General features: G+C 64.3%; 19 protein-coding genes and 1 tRNA gene. 14 read left to right on the top strand and 6 right to left on the bottom strand.

Annotated features, from left to right (window positions below; translation table 11 throughout):
• Positions 1 to 71: 71 nt before the first annotated feature.
• Positions 72 to 632, top strand: coding sequence for a hypothetical protein (locus LK459_RS06885; protein ID WP_007239330.1), 561 nt, complete (start codon positions 72 to 74; stop codon positions 630 to 632).
• Here the strand turns inward: LK459_RS06885 and LK459_RS06880 are convergent.
• Positions 629 to 1,588: a GlxA family transcriptional regulator gene (locus LK459_RS06880; protein WP_227922349.1), complete on the bottom strand. Its 960-nt coding sequence runs from the start codon at positions 1,586 to 1,588 to the stop codon at positions 629 to 631. The genes LK459_RS06885 and LK459_RS06880 overlap by 4 nt on opposite strands.
• Before the next feature lie 82 nt (positions 1,589 to 1,670).
• Between LK459_RS06880 and LK459_RS06875 the strand changes: the two genes are divergently transcribed.
• From LK459_RS06875 to LK459_RS06820, 12 genes are all read left to right on the top strand, one after another.
• Positions 1,671 to 1,913 carry a hypothetical protein gene (locus tag LK459_RS06875; RefSeq protein WP_007237328.1) on the top strand — a complete coding sequence of 81 codons (243 nt, stop codon included), beginning with the start codon at positions 1,671 to 1,673 and terminating at the stop codon, positions 1,911 to 1,913.
• Positions 1,914 to 2,065: 152 nt separating this feature from the next.
• The gene (locus LK459_RS06870) at positions 2,066 to 3,505 is read left to right on the top strand and encodes a hypothetical protein (RefSeq protein WP_007237329.1); all 1,440 of its coding nucleotides are present in this window, start codon (positions 2,066 to 2,068) and stop codon (positions 3,503 to 3,505) included.
• Between the two features lie 323 nt (positions 3,506 to 3,828).
• A complete protein-coding gene (locus tag LK459_RS06865; RefSeq protein ID WP_007237330.1) occupies positions 3,829 to 5,142 on the top strand; it encodes a metal-dependent hydrolase family protein in 1,314 nt (437 codons plus the stop codon).
• 9 nt (positions 5,143 to 5,151) lie between these two features.
• Complete coding sequence (locus LK459_RS06860) at positions 5,152 to 5,928, top strand: ATP-binding cassette domain-containing protein (protein ID WP_007237331.1); 777 nt, start codon at positions 5,152 to 5,154, stop codon at positions 5,926 to 5,928.
• Positions 5,928 to 7,892: a YhgE/Pip domain-containing protein gene (locus LK459_RS06855; RefSeq protein ID WP_227922346.1), complete on the top strand. Its 1,965-nt coding sequence runs from the start codon at positions 5,928 to 5,930 to the stop codon at positions 7,890 to 7,892. The genes LK459_RS06860 and LK459_RS06855 overlap by 1 nt, the downstream gene beginning before the upstream one ends.
• A gap of 118 nt (positions 7,893 to 8,010) precedes the next feature.
• Positions 8,011 to 9,417, top strand: a complete 1,407-nt coding sequence (locus tag LK459_RS06850) for a glutamate decarboxylase (protein WP_007238552.1) — start codon at positions 8,011 to 8,013, stop codon at positions 9,415 to 9,417.
• A 97-nt stretch (positions 9,418 to 9,514) separates the two neighbouring features.
• Positions 9,515 to 10,213: a hypothetical protein gene (locus LK459_RS06845; protein WP_227922344.1), complete on the top strand. Its 699-nt coding sequence runs from the start codon at positions 9,515 to 9,517 to the stop codon at positions 10,211 to 10,213.
• Positions 10,210 to 11,220 carry an AraC family transcriptional regulator gene (locus LK459_RS06840; protein ID WP_227922342.1) on the top strand — a complete coding sequence of 337 codons (1,011 nt, stop codon included), beginning with the start codon at positions 10,210 to 10,212 and terminating at the stop codon, positions 11,218 to 11,220. The genes LK459_RS06845 and LK459_RS06840 overlap by 4 nt, the downstream gene beginning before the upstream one ends.
• A gap of 191 nt (positions 11,221 to 11,411) precedes the next feature.
• On the top strand, positions 11,412 to 12,359 hold the full coding sequence (locus LK459_RS06835; RefSeq protein WP_083835895.1) for an AraC family transcriptional regulator: 948 nt from the start codon (positions 11,412 to 11,414) through the stop codon (positions 12,357 to 12,359).
• Positions 12,360 to 12,669: 310 nt separating this feature from the next.
• On the top strand, positions 12,670 to 13,386 hold the full coding sequence (locus tag LK459_RS06830) for a helix-turn-helix domain-containing protein (RefSeq protein WP_227922339.1): 717 nt from the start codon (positions 12,670 to 12,672) through the stop codon (positions 13,384 to 13,386).
• A complete protein-coding gene (locus LK459_RS06825) occupies positions 13,383 to 14,429 on the top strand; it encodes an AraC family transcriptional regulator (protein WP_007238569.1) in 1,047 nt (348 codons plus the stop codon). The genes LK459_RS06830 and LK459_RS06825 overlap by 4 nt, the downstream gene beginning before the upstream one ends.
• A gap of 12 nt (positions 14,430 to 14,441) precedes the next feature.
• A complete protein-coding gene (locus LK459_RS06820) occupies positions 14,442 to 15,803 on the top strand; it encodes a dipeptidase (protein ID WP_227922338.1) in 1,362 nt (453 codons plus the stop codon).
• A gap of 4 nt (positions 15,804 to 15,807) precedes the next feature.
• On the opposite strand, the gene mdlC is transcribed toward LK459_RS06820, so the two are convergent.
• The 4 genes from mdlC to LK459_RS06800 form a co-directional block, all read right to left on the bottom strand.
• The gene (mdlC, locus tag LK459_RS06815; protein ID WP_007238567.1) at positions 15,808 to 17,442 is read right to left on the bottom strand and encodes a benzoylformate decarboxylase; all 1,635 of its coding nucleotides are present in this window, start codon (positions 17,440 to 17,442) and stop codon (positions 15,808 to 15,810) included.
• Positions 17,443 to 17,501: 59 nt separating this feature from the next.
• Entirely contained in the window at positions 17,502 to 18,554 is a 1,053-nt protein-coding gene (locus tag LK459_RS06810) for an acyl-CoA dehydrogenase family protein (RefSeq protein WP_007238566.1), read from the bottom strand.
• Between the two features lie 64 nt (positions 18,555 to 18,618).
• Positions 18,619 to 19,251: a lipocalin family protein gene (locus LK459_RS06805; protein WP_007238565.1), complete on the bottom strand. Its 633-nt coding sequence runs from the start codon at positions 19,249 to 19,251 to the stop codon at positions 18,619 to 18,621.
• Between the two features lie 179 nt (positions 19,252 to 19,430).
• Positions 19,431 to 19,838 (bottom strand): DUF7144 family membrane protein, encoded by a 408-nt coding sequence (locus LK459_RS06800; RefSeq protein WP_007238564.1) that lies wholly within the window; start codon positions 19,836 to 19,838, stop codon positions 19,431 to 19,433.
• Between the two features lie 317 nt (positions 19,839 to 20,155).
• Here LK459_RS06800 and LK459_RS06795 point away from each other — a divergent pair.
• Positions 20,156 to 20,229 (top strand) — tRNA-Pro (locus LK459_RS06795).
• 137 nt (positions 20,230 to 20,366) lie between these two features.
• Here LK459_RS06795 and LK459_RS06790 read toward each other — a convergent pair.
• Entirely contained in the window at positions 20,367 to 21,392 is a 1,026-nt protein-coding gene (locus LK459_RS06790) for a metallophosphoesterase (RefSeq protein ID WP_007238563.1), read from the bottom strand.
• Positions 21,393 to 21,448 lie beyond the last annotated feature (56 nt).

Here is a 21,448-nt window from a genome sequence, read left to right as displayed (position 1 = left end):
CCGTCTGCCCAGAACGTGCGGCACAGAATCAGCGGCACGGTAGCGTCTAGTGCGTGAATGATCTGGGGGTCATGGTCGGCCTGGGGCTCGTTGCAGCCACGGTCGCGACCATTGCATATGTCCGAACCCGCGAGCGCGAGGCCGACAGATTGGCCGGCGCCGCGGGTTTGGCGCGTGATCTCCGTGAACTCGCCGACGGCGATCCGGTCCGTCTCGCCGCGGTCGAGGAGTACGAGGTCTCGCTGTATCAGCGGCTGTTCTACTCGTCGACGGTGACGCCGCGACTTCGTGGTGCGGCGTGGGCCCTGCTCGCGGCCGTGCTGGCCGCCGCGGGCGCGGTTGCCTCGCGTGGCGACGGCTTGGTGATCAGCGCGGTACACATTGGTGCGATCGTGCTCGCGGTGCTCTTCGGTGTCGCCGCGATCGTCTACGTCGTGCTCGCGGTGATTCATGTCGCGACCACGCCACGCGTGTCCTTCAGCGAGTCCTATCGCGACTCGGTCGAGGACGCATCGACGGGTGAGGAACCGGTGGTGAGCGATGCGGTGGCGCCCGCGGCCGGCTCGATCGGTGCCGAACCGAGCGATGACGCGTCGACAAGCGCCGAAGTGGCGTCGACGAAAGCCGACTAACCGGCCTGATCTGCGGCGAAGCGTCGGCGATAGGTTGCAGGCGACACGCCGACAGCGGAGGCGAAGTGGTGTCGCAGCAGCGTCGCCGAGCCGAATCCCGACTGCGTGGCGATGTGGTCCATGGACAGCGAGGTCGTCTCGAGAAGTCGGCGAGCGTGGGCGACGCGCTGCTCGGTGAGCCATCTGTGCGGCGACACCCCGACCTCGTCACCGAATCGCCGCGCGAACGTGCGTGACGACATGTGCATCCGTGCGGCCATGTCGTCGACCCGGATGTCCCGGTCGAGGTTCTCGACGAGCCAGTCGAGCATCTCGGCGAATCCCGCGGAACCGCACACCGGGACCGGCGTCTCGACGAATTGGCGCTGACCGCCGTCGCGATGCGGCGGGACGACCATTCTTCTGGCGATCATATTCGCGGCCTCGTGCCCGCATTCTTCCCGCACGAGATGTAGAGCCGCATCGATTCCGGCGGCGGTGCCCGCGCTGGTCGTGATCGGACCGTCGTCGACGAAGAGCACGTCTGTGTCGACCAGGGCCGCGGGGTACATGCGCGCGAGTTTCTCGCCGTAGGCCCAGTGCGTTGTGCAGCGTCGTCCGTCGAGCAATCCCGCTGCCGCGGCGACGAAAGCGCCCGAACACACCGTCAGCACCCGTCCTCCGTTGGCCACGACCGATCGCAGCGTCTCCAGAATCTCCTCGGGATAGTCGCCGCTGGTGCTGCCACCGGGGATGGCGACGAGGTCGACGTCGTGCGCGGCGTCGAGCCCGTGTGATGCCACGATGCTGGCCCCGTTGCCGATGCTCAACGGCTGGGTCGGGTCGGGCGCGCAGACCCGGAAGTCAAATGGCGGCACTCCATAACTGGTCCGGTCGAGACCGAAAACCTCGTTGAGCACGCCGAACTCGAAGAGCGCGACGTCGGCGTGCAGGATCGCTGCCACTTTGCTGAGCACCCGACCAGTATGGCAGGAAATTGTCGGATGTTGGCTTTGGTGCCACTGGTGGCTGAATCTGCGCGCACGGATGATTTCGGACATGACATTCTCAGAGATCCTGCTCCTGGTGCTCGTCATCCTGGTCTTCGTGACTCCTGCGGTCTGGGCCGTGGTCCGCGTTCACTGGGATCGCGAGCTTCCGGTCATTCCTTTCGGTTTCGACCACGCGGGCGGACACATCGACGGTATGGGCGGATCGACGACGCGGTCGAGCGGCGCCGACACAGAGCGCATCGCGGACGAGTTGTCAGTTCTCTACCTGCATCGACGAGACTGCGCGTGAACGTTTCCGACACGGACATGAGCGCCGCGCCCATGAAAGCCGCCGTGATTGTTAGGTTGGAGACGCATCGGGCACATGCGTCGGAGACACACGCAACACACGCTCGGGAGAACTCGTGAGGGAGGGGCGCGTCGGTGGTGTCACGAGGACGAATGGTTGCCCTCGTCGCCGCCCTCGTCGTCTTCGCGCTACTGACCACGGCGTCGACGCTGCCTCGTGTCGCCGATGTCGCGGTGTATGCGACACCGGCTGCGACGGCACAGGTCGTCGACACCCCTTCTTCCCCCGCGATCGCCCTGAGCAGCAAGCTGTTCCGTCGTTCGAATGATGCCGTGGTGGTCACGGATTCGGCCACGCCGGAAGAGTGGACGCAGGTCTCCGACGTCGCGGCTGCGCGACACGTGCCGGTTTTCGCCACGCGACCGGCAACGGGTTCGGCCGTCGACGGCGAACTCCGGCGACTCGGTGTGCGAACCGCGTGGGTCGTCGGTACCGGCGCGACCGGCCTCCATACGGCGACGCGCCCGGCGGACCTCGGCCGGGTGCAGGGCAACCGGCCGCCGAGCGGACCGCGTCCGGTCGTGCTCGTAGCCGGGCAGCCCGACCGAGACCTGGTCGCCACGGCCGGGGCCGGTGGAACGCGGCTCGTCGACGTTCCGGTGCCCGACCCGCGTGCGAGCAGCGACTCGGTGCGTGCGCTGCGTGAGACGCGCGGCGCGGTGCCTGTGCTCGCACTCGGCCGGACTTTCGGCGACACCGCCGAATTGGCGCGCAACGTCGAGCAGGCGATCACGGTTCCGGAGGTACCCGGGGGTGGTCAACTCGTCGCGGCCGGCCGACGGATGGTGGCACTGTACGGATCACCGGGTTCGCCGTCGCTGGGGCCGCTCGGCCGCCAGGATCTGAATGCGACGATTGCTCGCGTCAAGGGCATTGCCGCCCAGTATCAGCGCGTGAGTCGCGAGAAGGTGGTGCCCGCCTTCGAGATCATCGTGACCGTGGCGTCGGCATCGCCGGGAGATGGCGGTGCGTACACGTCGATGATCGACCCCGCCGAGGTCAGGCCGTGGGTCGAAGCCGCGGGGCGGGCAGGTGTCTATGTGACCCTCGATCTACAACCCGGCAGGATGGACTTCCTCACCCAGGCCAAGCGATACGCCGACCTCCTCGCGATGCCCCATGTGGGTCTCGCACTCGATCCGGAGTGGCGGCTCAAGCCCGATCAGGTGCATCTGACCCAGATCGGTTCTGTCAGTGCCGGCGAGGTGAACACGACATCGGAGTGGCTCGCGCGCCTGACGCGTGAGCGCCGGTTGCCGCAGAAACTGTTCGTGCTGCACGAGTTCGACACCGACATGCTCGCGAACCGCGGACAGATCGTGACAACGCATCCAGAACTGCAGACCGTGATCCATGCTGACGGACACGGCATTCCTTCGGTGAAGATGGACACCTGGAATCGTATTCTCGTCGACCTGCCGCCGAATGTCGCGATGGGGTGGAAGAACTTCTACACCGAGGACACCCCGATGCTCACCCCGGCACAGACAATGAAGGTGAAACCCACACCCTTCTTCGTGTCGTTTCAATGATCGTTCTCCGCGTGCGTACGAATCGTGACGCGATGACTCACATTTTGTGACGGGATGCCCAGAAGCAGACACTGTCCTGCTTCCGCGGGTTACAGTAAAACTGCAAATCGATGAACCCAGATTCCGTGCCGCGCGTCGCGTGTCGATGTGAGGTGTCTTCAGCCTGACCCAACTACGGTCGGGCCGCCGCTGCATGCCATCGACGTGGCTGCGAAGGTGCTCTGAAAGTGGTTGTACGGCAGATGATCTCGGATGAGAGCGCATCTGTGTCGGCGTGTCACGCAGATGGACAACCGCACGAAACGGTCGCTAGCCTCAGCGGCATGTGTGGTCAAGAAAACAGCGGCGGACGAATTGTCGTACGCAATGTGAAGATTTTCGACGGTTTCTCTGATTCTATTTCGGGTCCTTCTGACGTTGTCATCGAAGGAAGTCGCATCAGCGCAATCTCGTCGAATCCCGTGGGTGAGATACCGGGACGTTCGACCCTTGTGATCGACGGCTCGGGTCGTTTCCTCATGCCGGGCATGACCGACGCTCACGTGCACCTGATGGGAAACGCGAACAACTATCTCGATTTCGTGATGGGTGCAACGGGGCTCCTTTTCGGGAACACCATTGCCGAAGCGCGACGGATGCTGCTGCGCGGATTCACCACCGTTCGTGACATGGGCGGCGATACCGCACCGGTCAAGACTCTCATCGACAAGGGTGAGTTCGAGGGGCCGCGGATCTATCCGAGCCAGGCGATGATCTCGCAGACGTCGGGGCACGGCGACTTCGCCTTCGTCTATGAAACCCCCTATGAGTTCGACGGCGGCCCGAGTCGCACGGATTCGATCGGCTTCACCCGGGTTGCCGACGGCGTGAGCCACGTGTTGACGGCGGTGCGCGAACAGCTTCGCAAGGGGGCTTCGCAGATCAAGCTCACCATCGGCGGCGGCGCGGCGTCGATGTACGACCCCCTGTACACGCTGCAGTTCACTCCGGAGGAGATGCGGGCCGCGGTGCAGGCCGCCGAGGACTACGGCACGTATGTCGCGACCCACGTGTACACCGTCGCAGGCATCCGACGGGCCATCGACGCCGGAGTTCGCTCGATCGAGCACGGTCACCTCGCCGACGAACAGACCGTGGCCCTCATCGGCGAAAAGGGGCTGTGGTTGTCGATGCAACCCTTCTTCGAACACGACCACAGCTACCCCGACGCGAACCGTGCGGAGAAGAACCGCGAGATCTGCAACGGGACGAGCAACGTCTACGAGTGGGCGAAGAAGTACGGCGTGAAGACCGCGTGGGGCACGGATCTGCTCCTCGAGCCGGAATCAGCACCCCGACAGAGCGAGATGGCCGCACGCCTCGGTGAGTTCTACTCCAATGTCGATGCTCTCAAGATGCTCACCTCGGGCAACGCGGAGCTGTTTGCGATGTCGGGCGAGCGTGACCCCTACGGTTCGGCACCTCTCGGTGTCGTGAAGGAAGGCGCGTGGGCGGACCTGATCGTCGTCGACGGCGACCCGATCGCCGACATCTCACTCATCTCGGATCCGGCGAAGAACTTCTCGCTGATCATGAAGGACGGCCGGGTGGTCAAGAACACGCTGCCCGTCGATGATCCGACCGCTGCGGCGAAGTGAGTCGGCGACATGTCTGAGTCAGCGCACGACGCCAGGTTGTCGCCGGACGATCCGGCAACGGCTCCGATCGCGGTCCAGAGTGCGCCCGACGGCGATGTACTCGTCCGGGCGGAGGGGATAGGGGTACGGGCATCGTGGGGGCCGATCTACGGTCCGACCGACGTCACCATCCGCGAGGGCGGACTCACGGTGTTGGTCGGGTCCGGAGGTCGCGGCCGCACTGCGCTGCTGCTCACCCTCGGTGGCCGGATGCGGCCGTCGTCGGGAAAACTGCACGCCTTCGGGAAGACGAACAATGCCCAGTACCTGTTCTCCCGAGCCGCGATCGCCTGGATCGACGAGGTCGACGGTATCGAGCAGACCATCCGGGTCCGCGACGTCATCACCGAGCAGATCCGTTGGGCGGCAAAGTGGTACAAGTGGGTGCCCCGAGCAACCCCTGCCGACATGGAGCGCATCTGTCGGCCCGTGTTCGGACCGTACTCGCTTCCGGACATCGACGACTTCGTCGAGGAGCTCCCGGAGTTCACCGCCGCGCTGCTGCGCATCGCGGTGGCGAACATCCGCCGGCCACCATTGCTCGTGGTGGGCGGCGTCGACAGGCTCACCAGGATCGACAGCGCCCAGAAACTCATCGACCGTCTCGCCGCTCTGGGCGAGACCCAGACGGTCGTCACCGCAGACGTGAACGGCACTTTTCCCGGTGCTCGCGTGCGTGACGTCATCGATGTACACAACCTGACCGACCACGAGTTCGTCGAACTCGAGACCGAGGACCGTACCTGATGCTCGCTGCATTTTCCCCCGGTAGCGATTTCAAACGCTATTACCGCGGCCGGATGCCACGCCTGGCGCTCATCGTCATCATCCTGATGCCGCTCATGTACGGCGCGCTGTACCTGTGGGCCTTCTGGAATCCGTTCAATGCCGTCGACAAGATCCCGGTGGCGCTGGTCAACGCCGACGTCGGCACCACGGTGCAGGGAAACAAACTCGACGCGGGAGCCCAGGTCGCGCAGGGGTTGATCGACTCCAAACAGCTGGATCTGCATGAGGTCTCAGAGAAAGAGGCCGCTGAGGGCGTGCGCGACGGCAAGTACTACTTCTCGATCACGTTGCCGAAGGACTTCAGTGAGTCGGTCGCCTCTCCCACGGGCGACAATCCGCACTCTGCACGACTGATCTTCACCTACAACGATGCGAACAACTATCTGTCCACGGTGATGGGACAGGACGCGGCACAGCAGGTGGTGAACAAGGTGAGCGCCCAGGTCGGTGCGCAGACCTTCGACATCGTGCTGAGCGACGTCAGCAAATTGATTCCCAAACTCAAAGAGGCCCAGGCCGGTGTCAACCAACTGAATGCGGGTATGAAGACCGCCAACTCCGGCGCACATGAGCTCTCGACCAATCTCGTCACGGCGAAGAACGGTGCGGGGCAACTCGCCGGCGGACTCAATCAGCTCGACTCCGCGGTCACCAGCGCGACCGATCCCATTCTCGCGGCGCTCGACAACTCCGGTGGTACCGGTATCTCGTCGGCAGAGTTGGCCGCGGCCGCGAATCGCCTCGGCACCAACACGCAGACCGTGTCGACCCAATTGGTCAACGCTGCGACGACACAGTCTCAGGCGAGCCGAGCCCTCGACGGCGTTGTTGCCCAACTGCAGATGAGTGGTGACCCGAACCTGAGAGCACTCGCGGGCGCGTTGTCGCCGGCACAGACCTACTTGCGGACCGAAGGACTGGGGCCCGACGCGAACAACCAGCTCACCCAGGTCAAATCCGACGCCGTACTCCTCTCGGGGCAGATGAACAATCCGCAGAGTCCCGTGCGGCAGGCGCTCTCGCTACTAGAGAGTGGTCAGCTCCGTAACGACGTGATCGCAGCGCGGACTGCGGCAAACGAGCTCAGCAGTGGTGCCGATCAACTGAGTTCCGGGCTGGTGGAACTGAGTGACGGTGCCGACCAATTGGCCTCCGGCACAACGCAGCTCGCGGCAGGCACACAACAGCTCGCCGGCAAGGTCAACGACGGGGTCAAGGAGATCCCAAAATGGTCGGAGAAACAGAAGGAGGAGTTCGCGAACGCATTGTCGCAGCCCGTCGCGCTGCACGAGAACACCCTGAACGAGGCCAAGACATTCGGTACCGGCTTCACCCCGTTCTTCTTCGGCCTGGCGCTGTTCGTCGGAAGCATCATCGCCTGGATGCTTTTCACGCCGCTGCAGTCACGGCCGATCGCCCAGGGACTCAACTCGTTTCGTGTGGTGCTCGCGTCCTATGCGCCGACATTCTTCGTCGGTTTCCTGCAGGCGACGATCCTCTATCTCGTCGTGGTGTTCGCGATCGGGCTGCGTCCGACACATCCATGGGCGACTTTCGGGTTCATGCTCCTGATGGTCGCGATGTTCCTGGCGATGATCCAGATGTTCAACGCATTGTTCGGGCCGGCGGTCGGACGCGTGGTGACCTTGGCATTCCTGATGATCATGCTGACGTCGGCAGGCGGTATCTACCCGGTGCCCACCACGACCAAACCCTTCCAATACATCCACTGGGTGGATCCGATGACCTACACCGTCACCGGGCTACGACAGTTGACGGTGGGGGGCGTCGACTCCCGCTTCTGGGTGTCGCTGGTCGTCGTGGTGGCGCTGACCCTGGTTTTCCTCGCGGTGTCCACCTGGGCGGCACGTCGGGACAGGCAATACAACATGGATCGCCTGTATCCGCCGGTAGAGGTCTGAGGAGGGATCGACGGATCAACGCCATACGTCTGAGGGCACCTCGGGTTCGTACGAATCCGATGCCGCACCAACACTGTTGAAAAAAACTCATCCCAATCGTCATCAAAGGAGAATCGCGATGTTCCAAACACATCACACCCACAGCCGGTTCAAGACCAATATCAACGATTCGCTGGCTCTGCCGGTCTTCTCGAGGAACGGTGAGGCGACCACGATCTCGAAGTTCAAGATCCCGGCAGAGCCGATGCTGCCGGAGACCGCCTATCAGATCGTTCACGACGAAGCGATCCTCGACGGCAACGCACGCCTGAACCTGGCGACGTTCGTGACGACCTGGATGGACGATCAGGCCAACCGGATCTACGCGGAGACCTACGACAAGAACTCGATCGACAAGGACGAGTATCCCGCGACCGCCGCAATCGAAGAACGCTGCTGGAAGATCATGGCCGATCTCTGGCATGCACCCGATCCCGAGGGCACGATCGGCACCTCGACCGTCGGATCGTCGGACGCCTGCATGTTCGGTGGTCTGGCACTCAAGCGGAAATGGCAGGAGAAGCGTAAGGCCGAGGGCAAGCCGACCGACAAACCCAACCTCGTGCTCTCCGCTGCAGTGCAGGTGTGTTGGGAGAAGTTCTGCAACTACTGGGATGTCGAGCCGCGTTTCGTCCCGTGCACCCCGGAGCACGTGCTGTTCGACGGCACCGATCTCGAGAAGTACGTCGACGAGAACACCATCGGGGTCGTCGCGATCATGGGAGTCACCTACAACGGACTCTACGAGCCGGTGAAGAAGATCGCAGCCAAGCTCGACGAGATCGAGAAGGAGACGGGGCTCGACATCAAGATCCACGTCGACGGTGCATCAGGCGGATTCATCGCACCGTTCTGCCAGCCGGAACTCGAGTGGGACTTCCGGGTGCCGCGTGTGGTGTCGATCAACACCTCCGGGCACAAGTTCGGCCTCGTCTACCCCGGAATCGGGTGGGTTGTCTGGCGCGACAAGGAGTCTCTGCCGGAGAGCCTCGTCTTCCACGTGAGTTACCTCGGCGGTGACATGCCCACCCTGGCACTTCCGTTCTCGCGGCCGGGAGCACAGATCCTCCTGCAGTACTACAACTTCCTACGTCTGGGTTTCGAGGGGTATCGGCAGGTTCAGCAGGAGTCTCTGGACGTCGCTCAATATCTGTCGAAGCACATCGGCGAGATGGCGCCGTTCGAGCTGATCAGCAAGGGCGACACCATTCCCGTGTTCGCCTGGAAGCTCAAGGACGGCTACACCGACAAGTGGACGCTCTACGATCTCGCCGACCGCCTGCGCCTGTCGGGGTGGCTTGTGCCCGCGTATCCGATGGCCGACGACATGTCTGATCTGACGCTGCAGCGCATCGTCGTGAAGAACGGGATGAGCCACGATCTCGCGACCGCGCTCCTCACCGAGATCAAGACGCAGGTCGCCTACCTCGACGACCTCGAAGGCCCGCTGCCCAAGGAAGGTCAGCACCCGGGCTTCAGCCACTGATGCGTGAATCCGGGTGGGCGGCGACGCGCCGTCCACCCGGAGTCCGCAGTGATCGCCGAATCGATGTCTGCATGTCTACGAAGAGTGGGTACCCGTCGTGAGCACGACTGTCCTCGACAACAGCGACTGGCGCCGGTCGCTGTTGACACCGACGCTGAGAAAACAGTGTTGGGGCTTCATGATCGGATCGGCACTGTTCGCATTGGGATCGGCGCCGTGGCTCGGCATCTGGATGGGCGCCGCCAATGCCAACATCTGCTATTTCATCGGCGCCTGGTTCTTCACCGCCGCGGCTTTCGTGCAGTTGATGCTCAGTGGTCCGGTGACGGTACCCGTCGATTACTCGCCCGGAACCATGGTGCGTGCCGAATGGCTATGCGCTGCAACACAGTTTTTCGGCACCCTGATGTTCAACGTGAGCACCGGGTCTGCGCTCGCTGCACACTCGATTGCATCGGAGAAGCATCTCGTGTGGTCGCCGGATGCCGGCGGCTCGGTGGCGTTCCTCATCAGCGGCGCGTTCGCGATCATCGCCTACAGCCGGGTGAACAAGGCCTGGCAACCCGGCGATGTCAACTGGTGGTCGGTACAGATCAACATGGTGGGGTGTATCGCCTTCGGTGTGAGTGCGTACGGCGCCTACATCACGCCGAACGGCAACACGGTCGACAACGTGCTCGCCAACAGCTGCACGTTCATCGGCGCTGTCTGCTTTTTCGTGTCGTCGATGATCGTGCTGCCGCGCAACTCGGCACATAGCGCTTCGTCGACAACCGGGGGAGCGGGTCCATCATGACAGAACCCGACGATCTGCCCGGCAGTCTCGATTCGCAGCGAGTGCACGACTGGCATCACCGCGTCGGCAAGACGAACCAGTTGGGCGGCAACCGCTCTCGACGACTTCACCGCCAGGGGATCTCCGGCGCCGAGAATTACATGCCGACCTTCACCCTCGACCCCGACGGCGACCCCGCGGACTTCGACGAGTATCTCTTCTGGCGCCCACTCTCGTTGGTCGTGACCTATGTCCTACTGCGAACCCCTGCGACCATGAGCCGCACGTCGGCACGGATAACCGAGCGGCATTCCCCCTACGTCCTGTTCGGCACGGCCGATACTCTGGTGCACGGGCACGTGATCACCGGTGGACGGGAGCACTCATACACGAGGCCCAATCCGCTTGCCGCGCTGTCGATGTCGCAACCCTTCTCGGTCACGAACGACTCGGTGGCCGAGTTCTCCAGCGTCTGGGTGCCCGCGGAGATGGTCGACCCGGACGACCTCGCGGCATCGGATCCCGTGATCCCCGACTCGCCGCTGTCACGAGCAACCGCGGTTTTCCTGCGAAACTTCGCTCACGACGTCGCGGTGCGTGGAGCCGACGTCGACGTCGACACGGAGATGGCGGCAATCGATCTGCTCAGATCCACTCTCAATCCGCACCGTGCCCGCACGGCCAGTGCGCTCGACAGCCCGTCGATCCTGCGTGAACGCGTCTCGGAGGTGATCGACCGCAATTACCGGGATCCCGCGTTCGACGCCGATACCCTGGCGGCGATGCTGCACCTCAGCCGTCGGCAACTCTATCGGCGACTCTCGGGGTTCGACGAGTCGCCGGCCGAGATGATCGCGCAGCGACGCCTGGACAGGGCGCACGAGTTGCTCTCCTGTGCAGGTACATTCGGACTCAAAGCCGTTGCCCGGGCATCCGGGTTCTCCTCCGTGGCGACGTTGCGCAACCGTTTCACGGCGCGGTACGGGATGACCCCTGTCGAATTCAGACAGCAGGCTGGGCTCGGATGACGACTGAAGCACCTTCTGGTGGACTGTGTCGCGAGTCGGCGAGCGGTTCGACTCGGAGGAGATACTCCGGGACAACCCATCCCGTTGCCACCGGCGGTCTGGCACCGTCGGACGTGGCTCGTTGGCGATCAAAACTCGGACTGTCGCGGGCGGTGCCGGCGCCGGAAGCCTATGCCGGCAGGACCGGCCTCATGCGCTACTCGGCAAACGCGATCCCCGGCGCCGCCGGTGCGGATGTGTTCGAAGCACTGGTGTACCGACGTGCGTTGTCGAGCGTGCACGTGCGCGCGGAGTTGTCGACGGCGCGCCGGATCTGTCGTTCGGAAGCTTCCGTCGAGCGGTCGAGGAGCGGCCTGGTCGCCGTCGTACTGAACGGGGTGGCCGGTTGTAGTCATATCGAGCAGCACGGTCGGGTGCACACGATCGGACCGGGTGAGGCGGCGATCATCCACATGGATGTGCCGTTCACGAACTGGACGACGTCTGTCTCGGACTTCACGGCCGTGCTCATACCGGAAGCCGAGATCGGTGTGTCACAACGCTGTGGTGATCAAGTGCTCCTCGGCGTACCCAACGGACCATTGGCCAGGGGAACCGCGATGTTTCTCCGACGGTTCGTCGTCGACGCCGCCGTCGGTTTGCACCCCGCCCCTGATGCGGACACCGAGCGCGTGGTCATCGACCTGATACGCGCGACACTGAGCCGGCAAGACCTCGACTCGCGACGATTGATCGACAGCGCGCGGTCGGTGAAGGACTCCGTACGTGACCTGATCGAGAAGCGCTACTCCGACCCTGCCTTCTGCGCCGATGTGCTCGCGCGGGAACTCTTCATGAGCCGACGCCACCTGTATCGACACTTCGACTCCGAGGAGTCGACACCCGCCCGGCTCATCGCCACCCGTCGCCTGGCCAGGGCACGGGAACTGCTGGCGGAGGAAGTACCTGCCCCTCTGCAGCAGATCGCGCTACGGTCGGGTTACGCCTCGGCGAGCACGCTGCGGAGCCGCTTTCGGGCGGAGTACGACCTCTCCCCCCGGGAGTACCGCGAGAGCATCACTGCCCAGCGAGCCGCCGGGATGGCCTGCTCAGGTCCTGTGAATCACGGCCATCCCGTCGAGGACGACGTGTACGAATGAACCCCGCGAGATTGGAGGGGACTGCCTGAATGAGTGAGTCGTTGACGCCAGACGTGGTGACTGCGTGGCGTCGCCGCGCGGGTGTGTCCGAGACACCCGGTCCGAACCCGACCAGACGGCTGCACCGCGTCGGTGCGGCAGGATTGGCGGAGTACCTACCAGCTCTGGAGGTCACGCCACTCACCGATGTCGAGTGGGAGGAGTACGCCTACTGGCGCCCGTATCGGTGCTCATGGCGTTCGCGTTGTTGCGGACGCCGTGTGCGACCGCGAGGTCCGAGCGACTCATCGGCGACTACCCTTCGGATTTCGTGATTGTGGCGACACAGCGACTGCCGGTGTCCGCGACCCTGGACCTAGACGGCCGACACTGTTCGTTGGGCGCCGATGACCGGCTGGTGATCACCGACAACAGGGCTCCGTACACGTACAGCTCTTCGGTCGTGGCCGATCCGGTGGGTATCTGGGTGCCGACCGAACTTCTCGCAAGCGAACTGGAGCCCGGGGAACAGGCGTTGGGCCCGATCATCTCCGGGTCGCCGTTCGCCAGCGCAGTCGCGGCGTTCATCATGAATCTCGCTTACGCGTCAGCGGTCCGCGGTGCCGACATCGATCTGGAGACCGAACTGGGCGCCGTCGACCTGGTACGGACCGTGATACGCCAACACACTCTGACGGCGCTGCGGGTTGGTGACAACGCACGTTTCGTTCGCGAGGCGGCCATGCGATTGATCGACGAGAACTATCGCGATCCCGATTTCGACGTCGATGAGATCGCCCGGCGGCTCTATATGAGTCGTCGCCAGCTGTACAGGCAGTTGGCGACGGCAGGATTCTCGCCGGCGGAATCGATCGTCGAACGGCGTCTGGAGTTGGCGCATCGCATGCTGGCCGACACCGATGGACTCAGCGTCGCCCATGTCGCGAAATATGCGGGATTCGTCTCGACCGGTGCTCTGCGGAACCGCTTCCGAGCGCGTTATGGAATGACACCCAACGAGTTTCGACAGAAGGCGGCTCATCCATGACCGCTGATGCCCCGACAGGTCTCGATGACAATGTGATTGCGGCGTGGAAGCGCGCGCTCGGTGCTGCCGAGCCCGACACGTCGATGACGCTTCGTGGTAAGCGGGGTATTGAGCAGTATTCGAGGGCCTTCGGGCGGGCCACAGTGCGCGATCCCGAGGCGTTCAGTGTCACCGTCTTCTACCGGCCGCTGTCGATCATCCACACTCTGTGTGAGCTGTCGACACCGCGTCGGACCGAGCGAACCGCGGAAGATGTTGCGGCCCAAGCCGACCAGCCTCTCGTCATAGCGGCGGTCCATCGTCTGCGTGGGACACTTCACCTCACGCAGTATGGGACCGAGAAGCGCTACGGGTCCGACCAGTTGGTACTCACCAGTACTGCGAGCCCATTCGTCGGGAGGTTCGACACGGTGTGCGAGTCGGTGATGCTGATGATCCCGGCTGAAAGGATGGCGCCTGAGCTGAACTCGACGACAGGACATGTGCTGCCATCGGTTGCGACCTCGACATTCGGTTTGGCGACAGCAGGTTTCGTGCGGGCGCTGGCTGTGGAAGCGGCGGCGCAGGGCAGGCAGATCGACGAGGACGACGAACTCGCCGCGATCAGCCTGATCCGCAACACTCTCGGGCACGACACGGCGCTACCGACGCACAACTCGCGTGCCGTACTCGCCGCGGCGCGCGAGGCGATCGACCGACATTTCGCCGATCCCGATTTCACCGCAGACTCGTTGGCTGAGCTGCTCGAGATCGGGCGGCGTCAGTTGTACCGCCACTTCTCCGGTAGTGGGCAGACGCCGGCTCAGTGCATCTCCGACCGGCGCCTCGAACACGCTCGCCATCTGGTCGACACCCACCCCGCAATGACGGTCGACGCCATCGCACGCCGGTCGGGATTCACCTCGTCGGCCACGCTGCGCAATCGCTTCCGACAGGAGTTCGGCACGAGTCTGCGCGAGTACCAGCTGAGCCGACAGCACCGGCTGGATGTCACGGAGGGTGAGGACGGAGTTCGTCGGCGTGACACACACGCCTGGATGTGAGTTACTCGAAGTATGACCGCATCGACGGACCTCGAAACCCTGCGTAGCCGTGTACGTAACCTGATGCCGCAGACCAAAAGCGACCTCGCGGAGATGGTCGCATTCAAGTCGGTCTTCGATCCCGCGGGTGAGCCGCCGCCGGATTGCGATGCGATGGTCGACTGGCTGATCGCGGCGTTCACCGACCTCGGTGTGCACGACGTCGAAGCGCATGTGACCTCCGACGGCAGTAAGGCGGTGACAGGGCACATCCCCGGTCCGCCTGATGCGCCGACCGTGTTGCTCTATTTCCATCACGACGTGCAGCCGCCGATGGACGACGGCGGCGAGTGGAAGTCTCCCGCCTGGACGCTCACCGAGCGTGACGGACGGTGGTACGGGCGCGGTGCCGCCGACTGCAAGGGCAACATCGCGGTTCATCTGACGGCCCTGCGCGCACTCGCGGGTGGAGCCTCGGTGAACATCAAGATCATCGGTGAAGGGTCGGAGGAGCAGGGTTCCGGGGGCATCGAGAACTTCGTGCCAGAACATCCCGAACTACTCGAAGCGGATGCCATTCTCATCTGCGACTCCGGCAACTGTGCTGTCGGGCAACCGACGCTGACGACGAGTCTGCGGGGCATCGCGAACGTGGTCGTCAGCGTCGAGACACTAAAATCTGCGATGCATTCCGGAATGTTCGGGGGCGCGGCACCCGACGCGCTGGCCGCGCTGATCGCCATGTTGGCCAGCCTGCGTGACGAGCACGGGAACACCACCGTGCGCGGTCTGGATTCCACCCAGGAGTTCGACGGCATCGACTATCCCGCAGAGAATTTCCGACGTGACGCCACCGTCCTCGACGGCGTGGACATCGTTGGCTCCGGCCGTATCTCGGACATGGTGTGGGCCCGGCCCGCGGCGACCGTACTGGGAATCGACTGCTCACCGGTTGCCGGATCGTCCGCCGCGGTGACGCCGCGAGCGCGGGCCCGTATCAACCTCCGGGTACCACCCGGTATGGACGCGAAGACCGCGCAGGACGCGTTGATCGCGCATCTCGAAGAGGTCGCGCCATGGCACGTGAAGGTGTCGATCGAGCGCGAGGCGATCGGGGCGCCGTTCTCCGGTTCGACCGAGGGGCCTGCCTTCGACGCACTGGTCGACGCGATGGGGACCGCCTACGGGCGCGAGGTCGTGATGCAGGGGCAGGGCGGCTCCATTCCGCTGTGCACCGTGTTGCAGGAGACCTTCCCCGACGCCGAGATCATGCTGCTCGGCGTCGAGGAACCGTCGTGTCTGATCCACGCTCCGAACGAGAGCGTCGATCCGTCGGAGATCGAGAATCTCGCGCTTGCCGAGGCGCTGTTCCTGCGGGACTACGTCAAAAAGTAGCCGCTCAGAGCAGTGACGGAACAGTCGGATCCACGGGGACCTCGATGAGCGTGGGGCCCGTGCGGTCTGCGGCGTCGTCGAGGGCTCGGCGCACCTCGGCGGCGCTGCACGCCACCACGCCGGTGACGCCGTAGCCCTCGGCCAGGCGCGCGGTGTGGAGGCCGGGCAGATCGAGGCCGGGCACATGTGGTGACTTCTCCTGTGCGCCGAACGATTTGAGGATGGCGTACTCGGCGTTGGCAAGAACGAGGATGACCAGCGGCAGTGAGTGCTGTGCCGCGGTGTAGAGCGCCTGGATGGTGTACTGGATCGACCCGTCGCCCATCATCGCGAGCACAGGTCGATTGCGTCCCGAATCCCGTTCTGCAAGAGCAATTCCCACGCTCGCCGGCAGTCCGAATCCCAGGGCCCCGCTGGCAAACGTGAAGAACGAGTCGGGCGCGGTGATCGGCCATTCTGCATGGAGGTCGGCGAGATTCGACGGCGATTCCTCGACGAGCACCGTGTCGGCGGGAACGTGTGCGCGGACTATCGAGAACAGTGCCCTGGGCGTCAGCGGCGTGGTGTCGTCGAGGTTGCCCTCGACAGGTGGTTCGGCGCAGCGGTGCGGCGCCATCCGGTGTTCGCGACAGGTGATCGACGCGGTGGTCTCGCGCGGAGTGACCAGTGCGGCAAGTGATTCGAGAGCCAGCACCGGATCGGAGATCAGGCTGTCGCCGACCGGTGCTCGGGACGATTCGTCCGGATCGGAGGTGATATGGAGCAGCCGGGAACCCGCCGGGATGTAGTCGCCGGGAACCCACGGGTAGTAGCGGAAGACGGGAGCACCCACCACGACGATGACGTCATGGCCCGAGAGTGCGGTGGACAACGGTCCCTGTGCGAATGGTAGGCCACCTGCGTAGAGCGGGTGGTCCTCGGGAAACGGTGCACGTTCGGAGGCAGGTGCGGCATAGATCGGCGCTGCCACGCGTTCGGCGAGCGCGACGGCCTGCGCCCATCCGTCGCCGCGCGCGATGTCGGCGCCGTAGACCAACACTGGATTCTGGGCATGCGAAAGAGCGTGCGCGAACTCGGCGATGAGTGTCGGGTCGGGAGCGACTCTCGTGGTCACCTGCCGGATCACCGCGGGCGCAGCGACTTCGGCATCCCAGTCGTCGAGCGGCAGCGACAGGAAGACCGGGCCCGCGGGCGGTTGCAGCGCGGTGGCGATAGCCCGCATGAAGGCGGCGGGGATGTCCTGCGGGCGTACGGGCTGATATGCCCATTTGGTCCACGGACGCGTCAGCGCCTCGGGTGCGGGATTGGTCAACCACGGCTCGAGAAGCAGCATCTCGCGCGTCTGTTGACCCGCGGTGACGATCAATGGGGTGTGGTTGGCGGCAGCGGTGAGCAGACCGCCCATCCCGTTGCTGATCCCGGCCGCCGTGTGCACGTTGACCAGTACCGGGCGTCGCATCGCCTGCGCGTAACCGTCGGCGGCCGAGATCACCGTCTCCTCGTGCAGTCCGAGAACGAAGTCGAAGTCGTCCGGGAAGTCCTGCAGGAACGTTTCCTCTGTCGACCCCGGATTGCCGAACACCGTGGTGATCCCGAGTTCGCGCAACAGTTGGTAGGTCGCGTCCCGGACTGTGGTCATCGATGTTTCCCTTCGATGTGATCGATCACTGGTTCCCCGACACGCAGGCGCTCAGTCGGTCAGCCGTCGTCGTTCAGGCCGCTGAAACGTTGTAGCAGAAGATCTTTCAGTTCCGGTCTACTCGCGGCCACGAGAGTGAACGTGGCCTCGCGCGACAACCTGTCGGCGTCGCTGCCGGCGATGAGGGCGCGCCCGCCGTCGGCGGCGACGAGGGCTGCGGCAGCGTCGACCCCGAGTTGTGCGCCGTCGGCGCGGGCCGCGAGCAGAGCGTCGGCGTCGTCGAGCGAACCGTCGAGACGGGTACGGATCTCGCTCCCCCGCTCACGCAGTCGGCGTGCCTGGGCGGTCGCACCCGTACGGTCGAGCAGTGCCGTGCAGCGGCGGAGGATTCCGAATGGCAGGGCGCCGTTGAGCCGTATGCCGGTGTTCTGGGTGGCGAAGAAGTCGTCGAGTGCCACCTGGCCGACCACAAGGGCGTTCGGCACGGGCAGGGAGTCGATCCGCAGGCTGACAGTATGTGAGGCATTGCCCGCGGTGAGACGCATGGGGGAGACGGTGATCGCGGCCGACATCGGGTGCGTGGGCACGATCGCGGCGACGACGTCATCGGTGTCGACGTCGCGTGCCGAGATCTGGAGTACGTCGATGTTGCCCCACCCGCTGACGAACGGCGCGTAGCCGGAGAACACCCACCCGGCTTCGGTGCGGGTCGCGCTCATGCGTGGCGGCGTCGGCACAGCCCCGGCATAGGCGACGCCTGCACGAGTGCGGCCTGTCACCGTCTCCGCGAGAAGTTCGTCGCGGAGGGCCTGGTTCGACGTGTGCGCCAGCGAGATGACCACACCGTGATGCTGCAACCAGGTGAACGCTGTGGAGAGACAGCCGCTGGTCAGCGTCTCGATGATCTCGATGACCTGCGTGAACTCGAGTCCCGGCCCGCCTGCGGTCTCCGGCGCCGCAATCCCGTACAGTCCCGCGTCGGCAAGAGCGGTCCAGTGGTTGGCCGGGATCTCGCCGGTTCGGTCGACTTCGGCGGCGTCGGGAAACAGCAGATCGTCGGCGATGCGGTAGGCGGAGTCGATGAGCGCGGTCGTGCTTGGCCGAGTGTCCACTCGTCCAAGCCTAACCGCGGTATCGCGTCACGACTCTGTCACGAGACGCGGCGCCGCAGTGGTGTCAGACGGTGCACTGCGGCGAGTAGTCCGACCTGCCGCCGGTGATCGGCGAGATCAGGAACGTGCACGAATTGAAGCCCAACGATTCGGTCTTCAGGCGCAGCATGTGCAGTTGCGCATTGCTCACGACTTTCTCACGGGAAAGAACGAAACCCGACAACCGGAAGGGATCGCCGACAATGGCGTATTCATACGGGCCCGAGGGGTCTTTGCCATCGGCAACCCAGGCGATCACGTAATTGGGAAAAGAGCCGGTGTTGATCGTGTTCGGGATTCCCGGAAAGGAGACCGCCAGCGCGGCATTGCTCTTCTTGGGATCGACGACGGTTGCCTTCCCCTTGATGCCGTCGGGCTGGCCGGTGAAACTCGTGCACTTGTTGTCGACCCCGACCGTCGTCGGATTGATCAGGGTGTAGGTGGCGTTGGTGTCCTTCGCGCAGCGGAGACCGTAGAACGCCGGAATGGTGGCCTGCTGCCACCAGGTTCCGAGATAGCGCTCGACGTCGAGGTTTTTGACGGGCTGCAGTGTGGTGTCGGCCCGTGCAGGCGTCGTCGCCGACAGAAGTGCTGTCGTGACTGCGAGCAGTGAGGCGGCGACCACGACGAGGATCCGAACGGCGCGGGGCGTGTGCATCGGGTAACTCCTGGTGTCGGTGTTGTGAGCGCGGAACGATCCAGGATTCGACGCCGACGCCACCGTGGATGGGTGGTCGCCATCACGCGGCGCGACCCACCGGTCGACGACCCTGCTGACATGTCGGAGCGGACGGACCCTCGAGGGACCGTCCGCTCCTGGCCGTCGAGATCAACAGATCAGACGACGTCCGGTTCCCACGTCGAGACGGCCCAGATGACGACGAGGTCGAGGACGATGATCAGGATCGCCCACCAGGGGTTGTAGGGCAACCACAGGAACTGGGCGATGATCGAGAGCGAGGCGATGATGATCGCCGACACCCTCGCCCATCCGGAACCGACCGCCAGGCCGCCTGCGACGACGATGGCGATGATGCCGATGATCAGGTGGATCCAGCCCCACGTGGAGAGATTGAACTTGTAGATGTAGTCAGGGGTGGCGACGTAGACGTTGTCGCCCGCGATCGCGGAGATTCCGGCAAAGACGCCGACAATGCCGGCGACGAAAAGCAATGCGGCGGCGACGACGGTGATTCCGAATGCGGTACCTTGCTTTGCCTCGTACTTTTCGAACTCACTACTCATGTGCCCGTACCTTTCCCACTGTCGATTCCGATGAACTGGTCGCGCTGGTCAAAAGATGTCGTTCTGAATTGGACATTAGTGACCAGCGGGACGCATGTGCTCTTTTGCGGAACAGTGATGCCAAACCTTGTCTCAGAATCCGTTGTTCCGAGTCCTTGTGGTCGGGATGCGTGTTTGGTCACGCTGGCCGGGGCCGCATCGGAGTCCGGCGTCGTGGGCAGTACTTCCGAGCGATCGGATGTGCACCTCGTCGGCGGTGTTGACCAGGCGATTTAGTGGCTGGGCGCTCGCGGGGGTAAGCTATCGCAGGTTGCACACGGGGTGTGGCGCAGCTTGGTAGCGCGCTTCGTTCGGGACGAAGAGGTCGTGGGTTCGAATCCCGCCACCCCGACTGAGGATGACGGCATGTATCGCATCCGCTCGGTACTTCTTGTGGTTGAGAAGCAGTAGAAGCCCTGACCCGGAGAAATCCAGGTCAGGGCTTCCTTGTTGTGAGAGGCTTCGTCGTCTGCGGCCCCGGCGAGCTGATCAGCTCGTTTCGGATGCCAACTGCGGCAACGAGTGGTCTTCGTCGAATTCCGCGTCGCCGTGGGAGACGGGCGTCAGTGTGAGCAGACTCGCCTCCGGACGACAGCAGAAACGTGCAGGCGCCCACGGGGAGGTGCCGAGGCCCGCACTGACGTGCAACTTCATCGCCGTTCCCCAATTCGACGGTCCCTTGACGCGCGACCGATCGAGGTGGCAGTTGGTGACAATTGCGCCGACGCCCGGCAGACAGAGCTGTCCACCGTGCGTGTGGCCGGCCATGACGAGGTCGTAGCCGTCGTCGGCGAAACGATCGAGGACACGCGGCTCCGGGGAGTGTGTCAGTCCGAGACGCAGATGCGCGAGCGGGTTCGGTCGGCCGGCGATGGTGTCGTAGCGGTCGCGCTCGATGTGCGGGTCGTCGACACCCGATGCCACCACCCGGACTCCGGAGACCTCGAGCTCGCGGACGGTGTGCGTCGCGTCGAGCCAACCACGCTCGATGAACGCGGCGCGCAGATCCTGCCACGGCAGCGGAGTCCCGTGGGTGCGCTCGTGGTCGGTCTTGAAGTACTTGAGCGGGTTCTTGGGACTGGGGCCGAAGTAGTCGTTCGAGCCGAACACGAACAGTCCCGGGCGCGAGAGCAGGCCGCCGAGCGACTGGATCACCGCGGGCACGGCACCGGGGTGCGCGAGATTGTCGCCGGTGTTGACCACGAGATCGGGCTCGAGTGACTCGAGTTCGGACACCCACGCCTGCTTCAGTCGCTGGTTGGGCATCATGTGCAGGTCGCTGATGTGCAGTACACGCAGCGGTGCCGCGCCCGGTTCGAGAACGGACATGGTGGCGTGCCGCAACGTGAAGGCGTTGCGCTCGATCACTGTCGAATAGAAGAGCCCGCCTGCAGCGAGGCCTGCCGCCGCGCCGACGGAACGTGCGACGCGATGCGACGTCAGCGGCCGGCGAACCGACCCGGAGGAAAACGCGGCCCGCAATCTGGATGCGGCATCCGAGTGGACATCAGACATTCACCCAGGATACTCGCCAGCGCAGGAGCGCTACCACCTCGAAGGCTGCCATCTCA

It is taken from the genome of Gordonia otitidis (assembly GCF_020735545.1).
Lineage (GTDB): Bacteria > Actinomycetota > Actinomycetes > Mycobacteriales > Mycobacteriaceae > Gordonia > Gordonia otitidis.
This window is presented reverse-complemented; position numbering and strand designations above follow the sequence as displayed.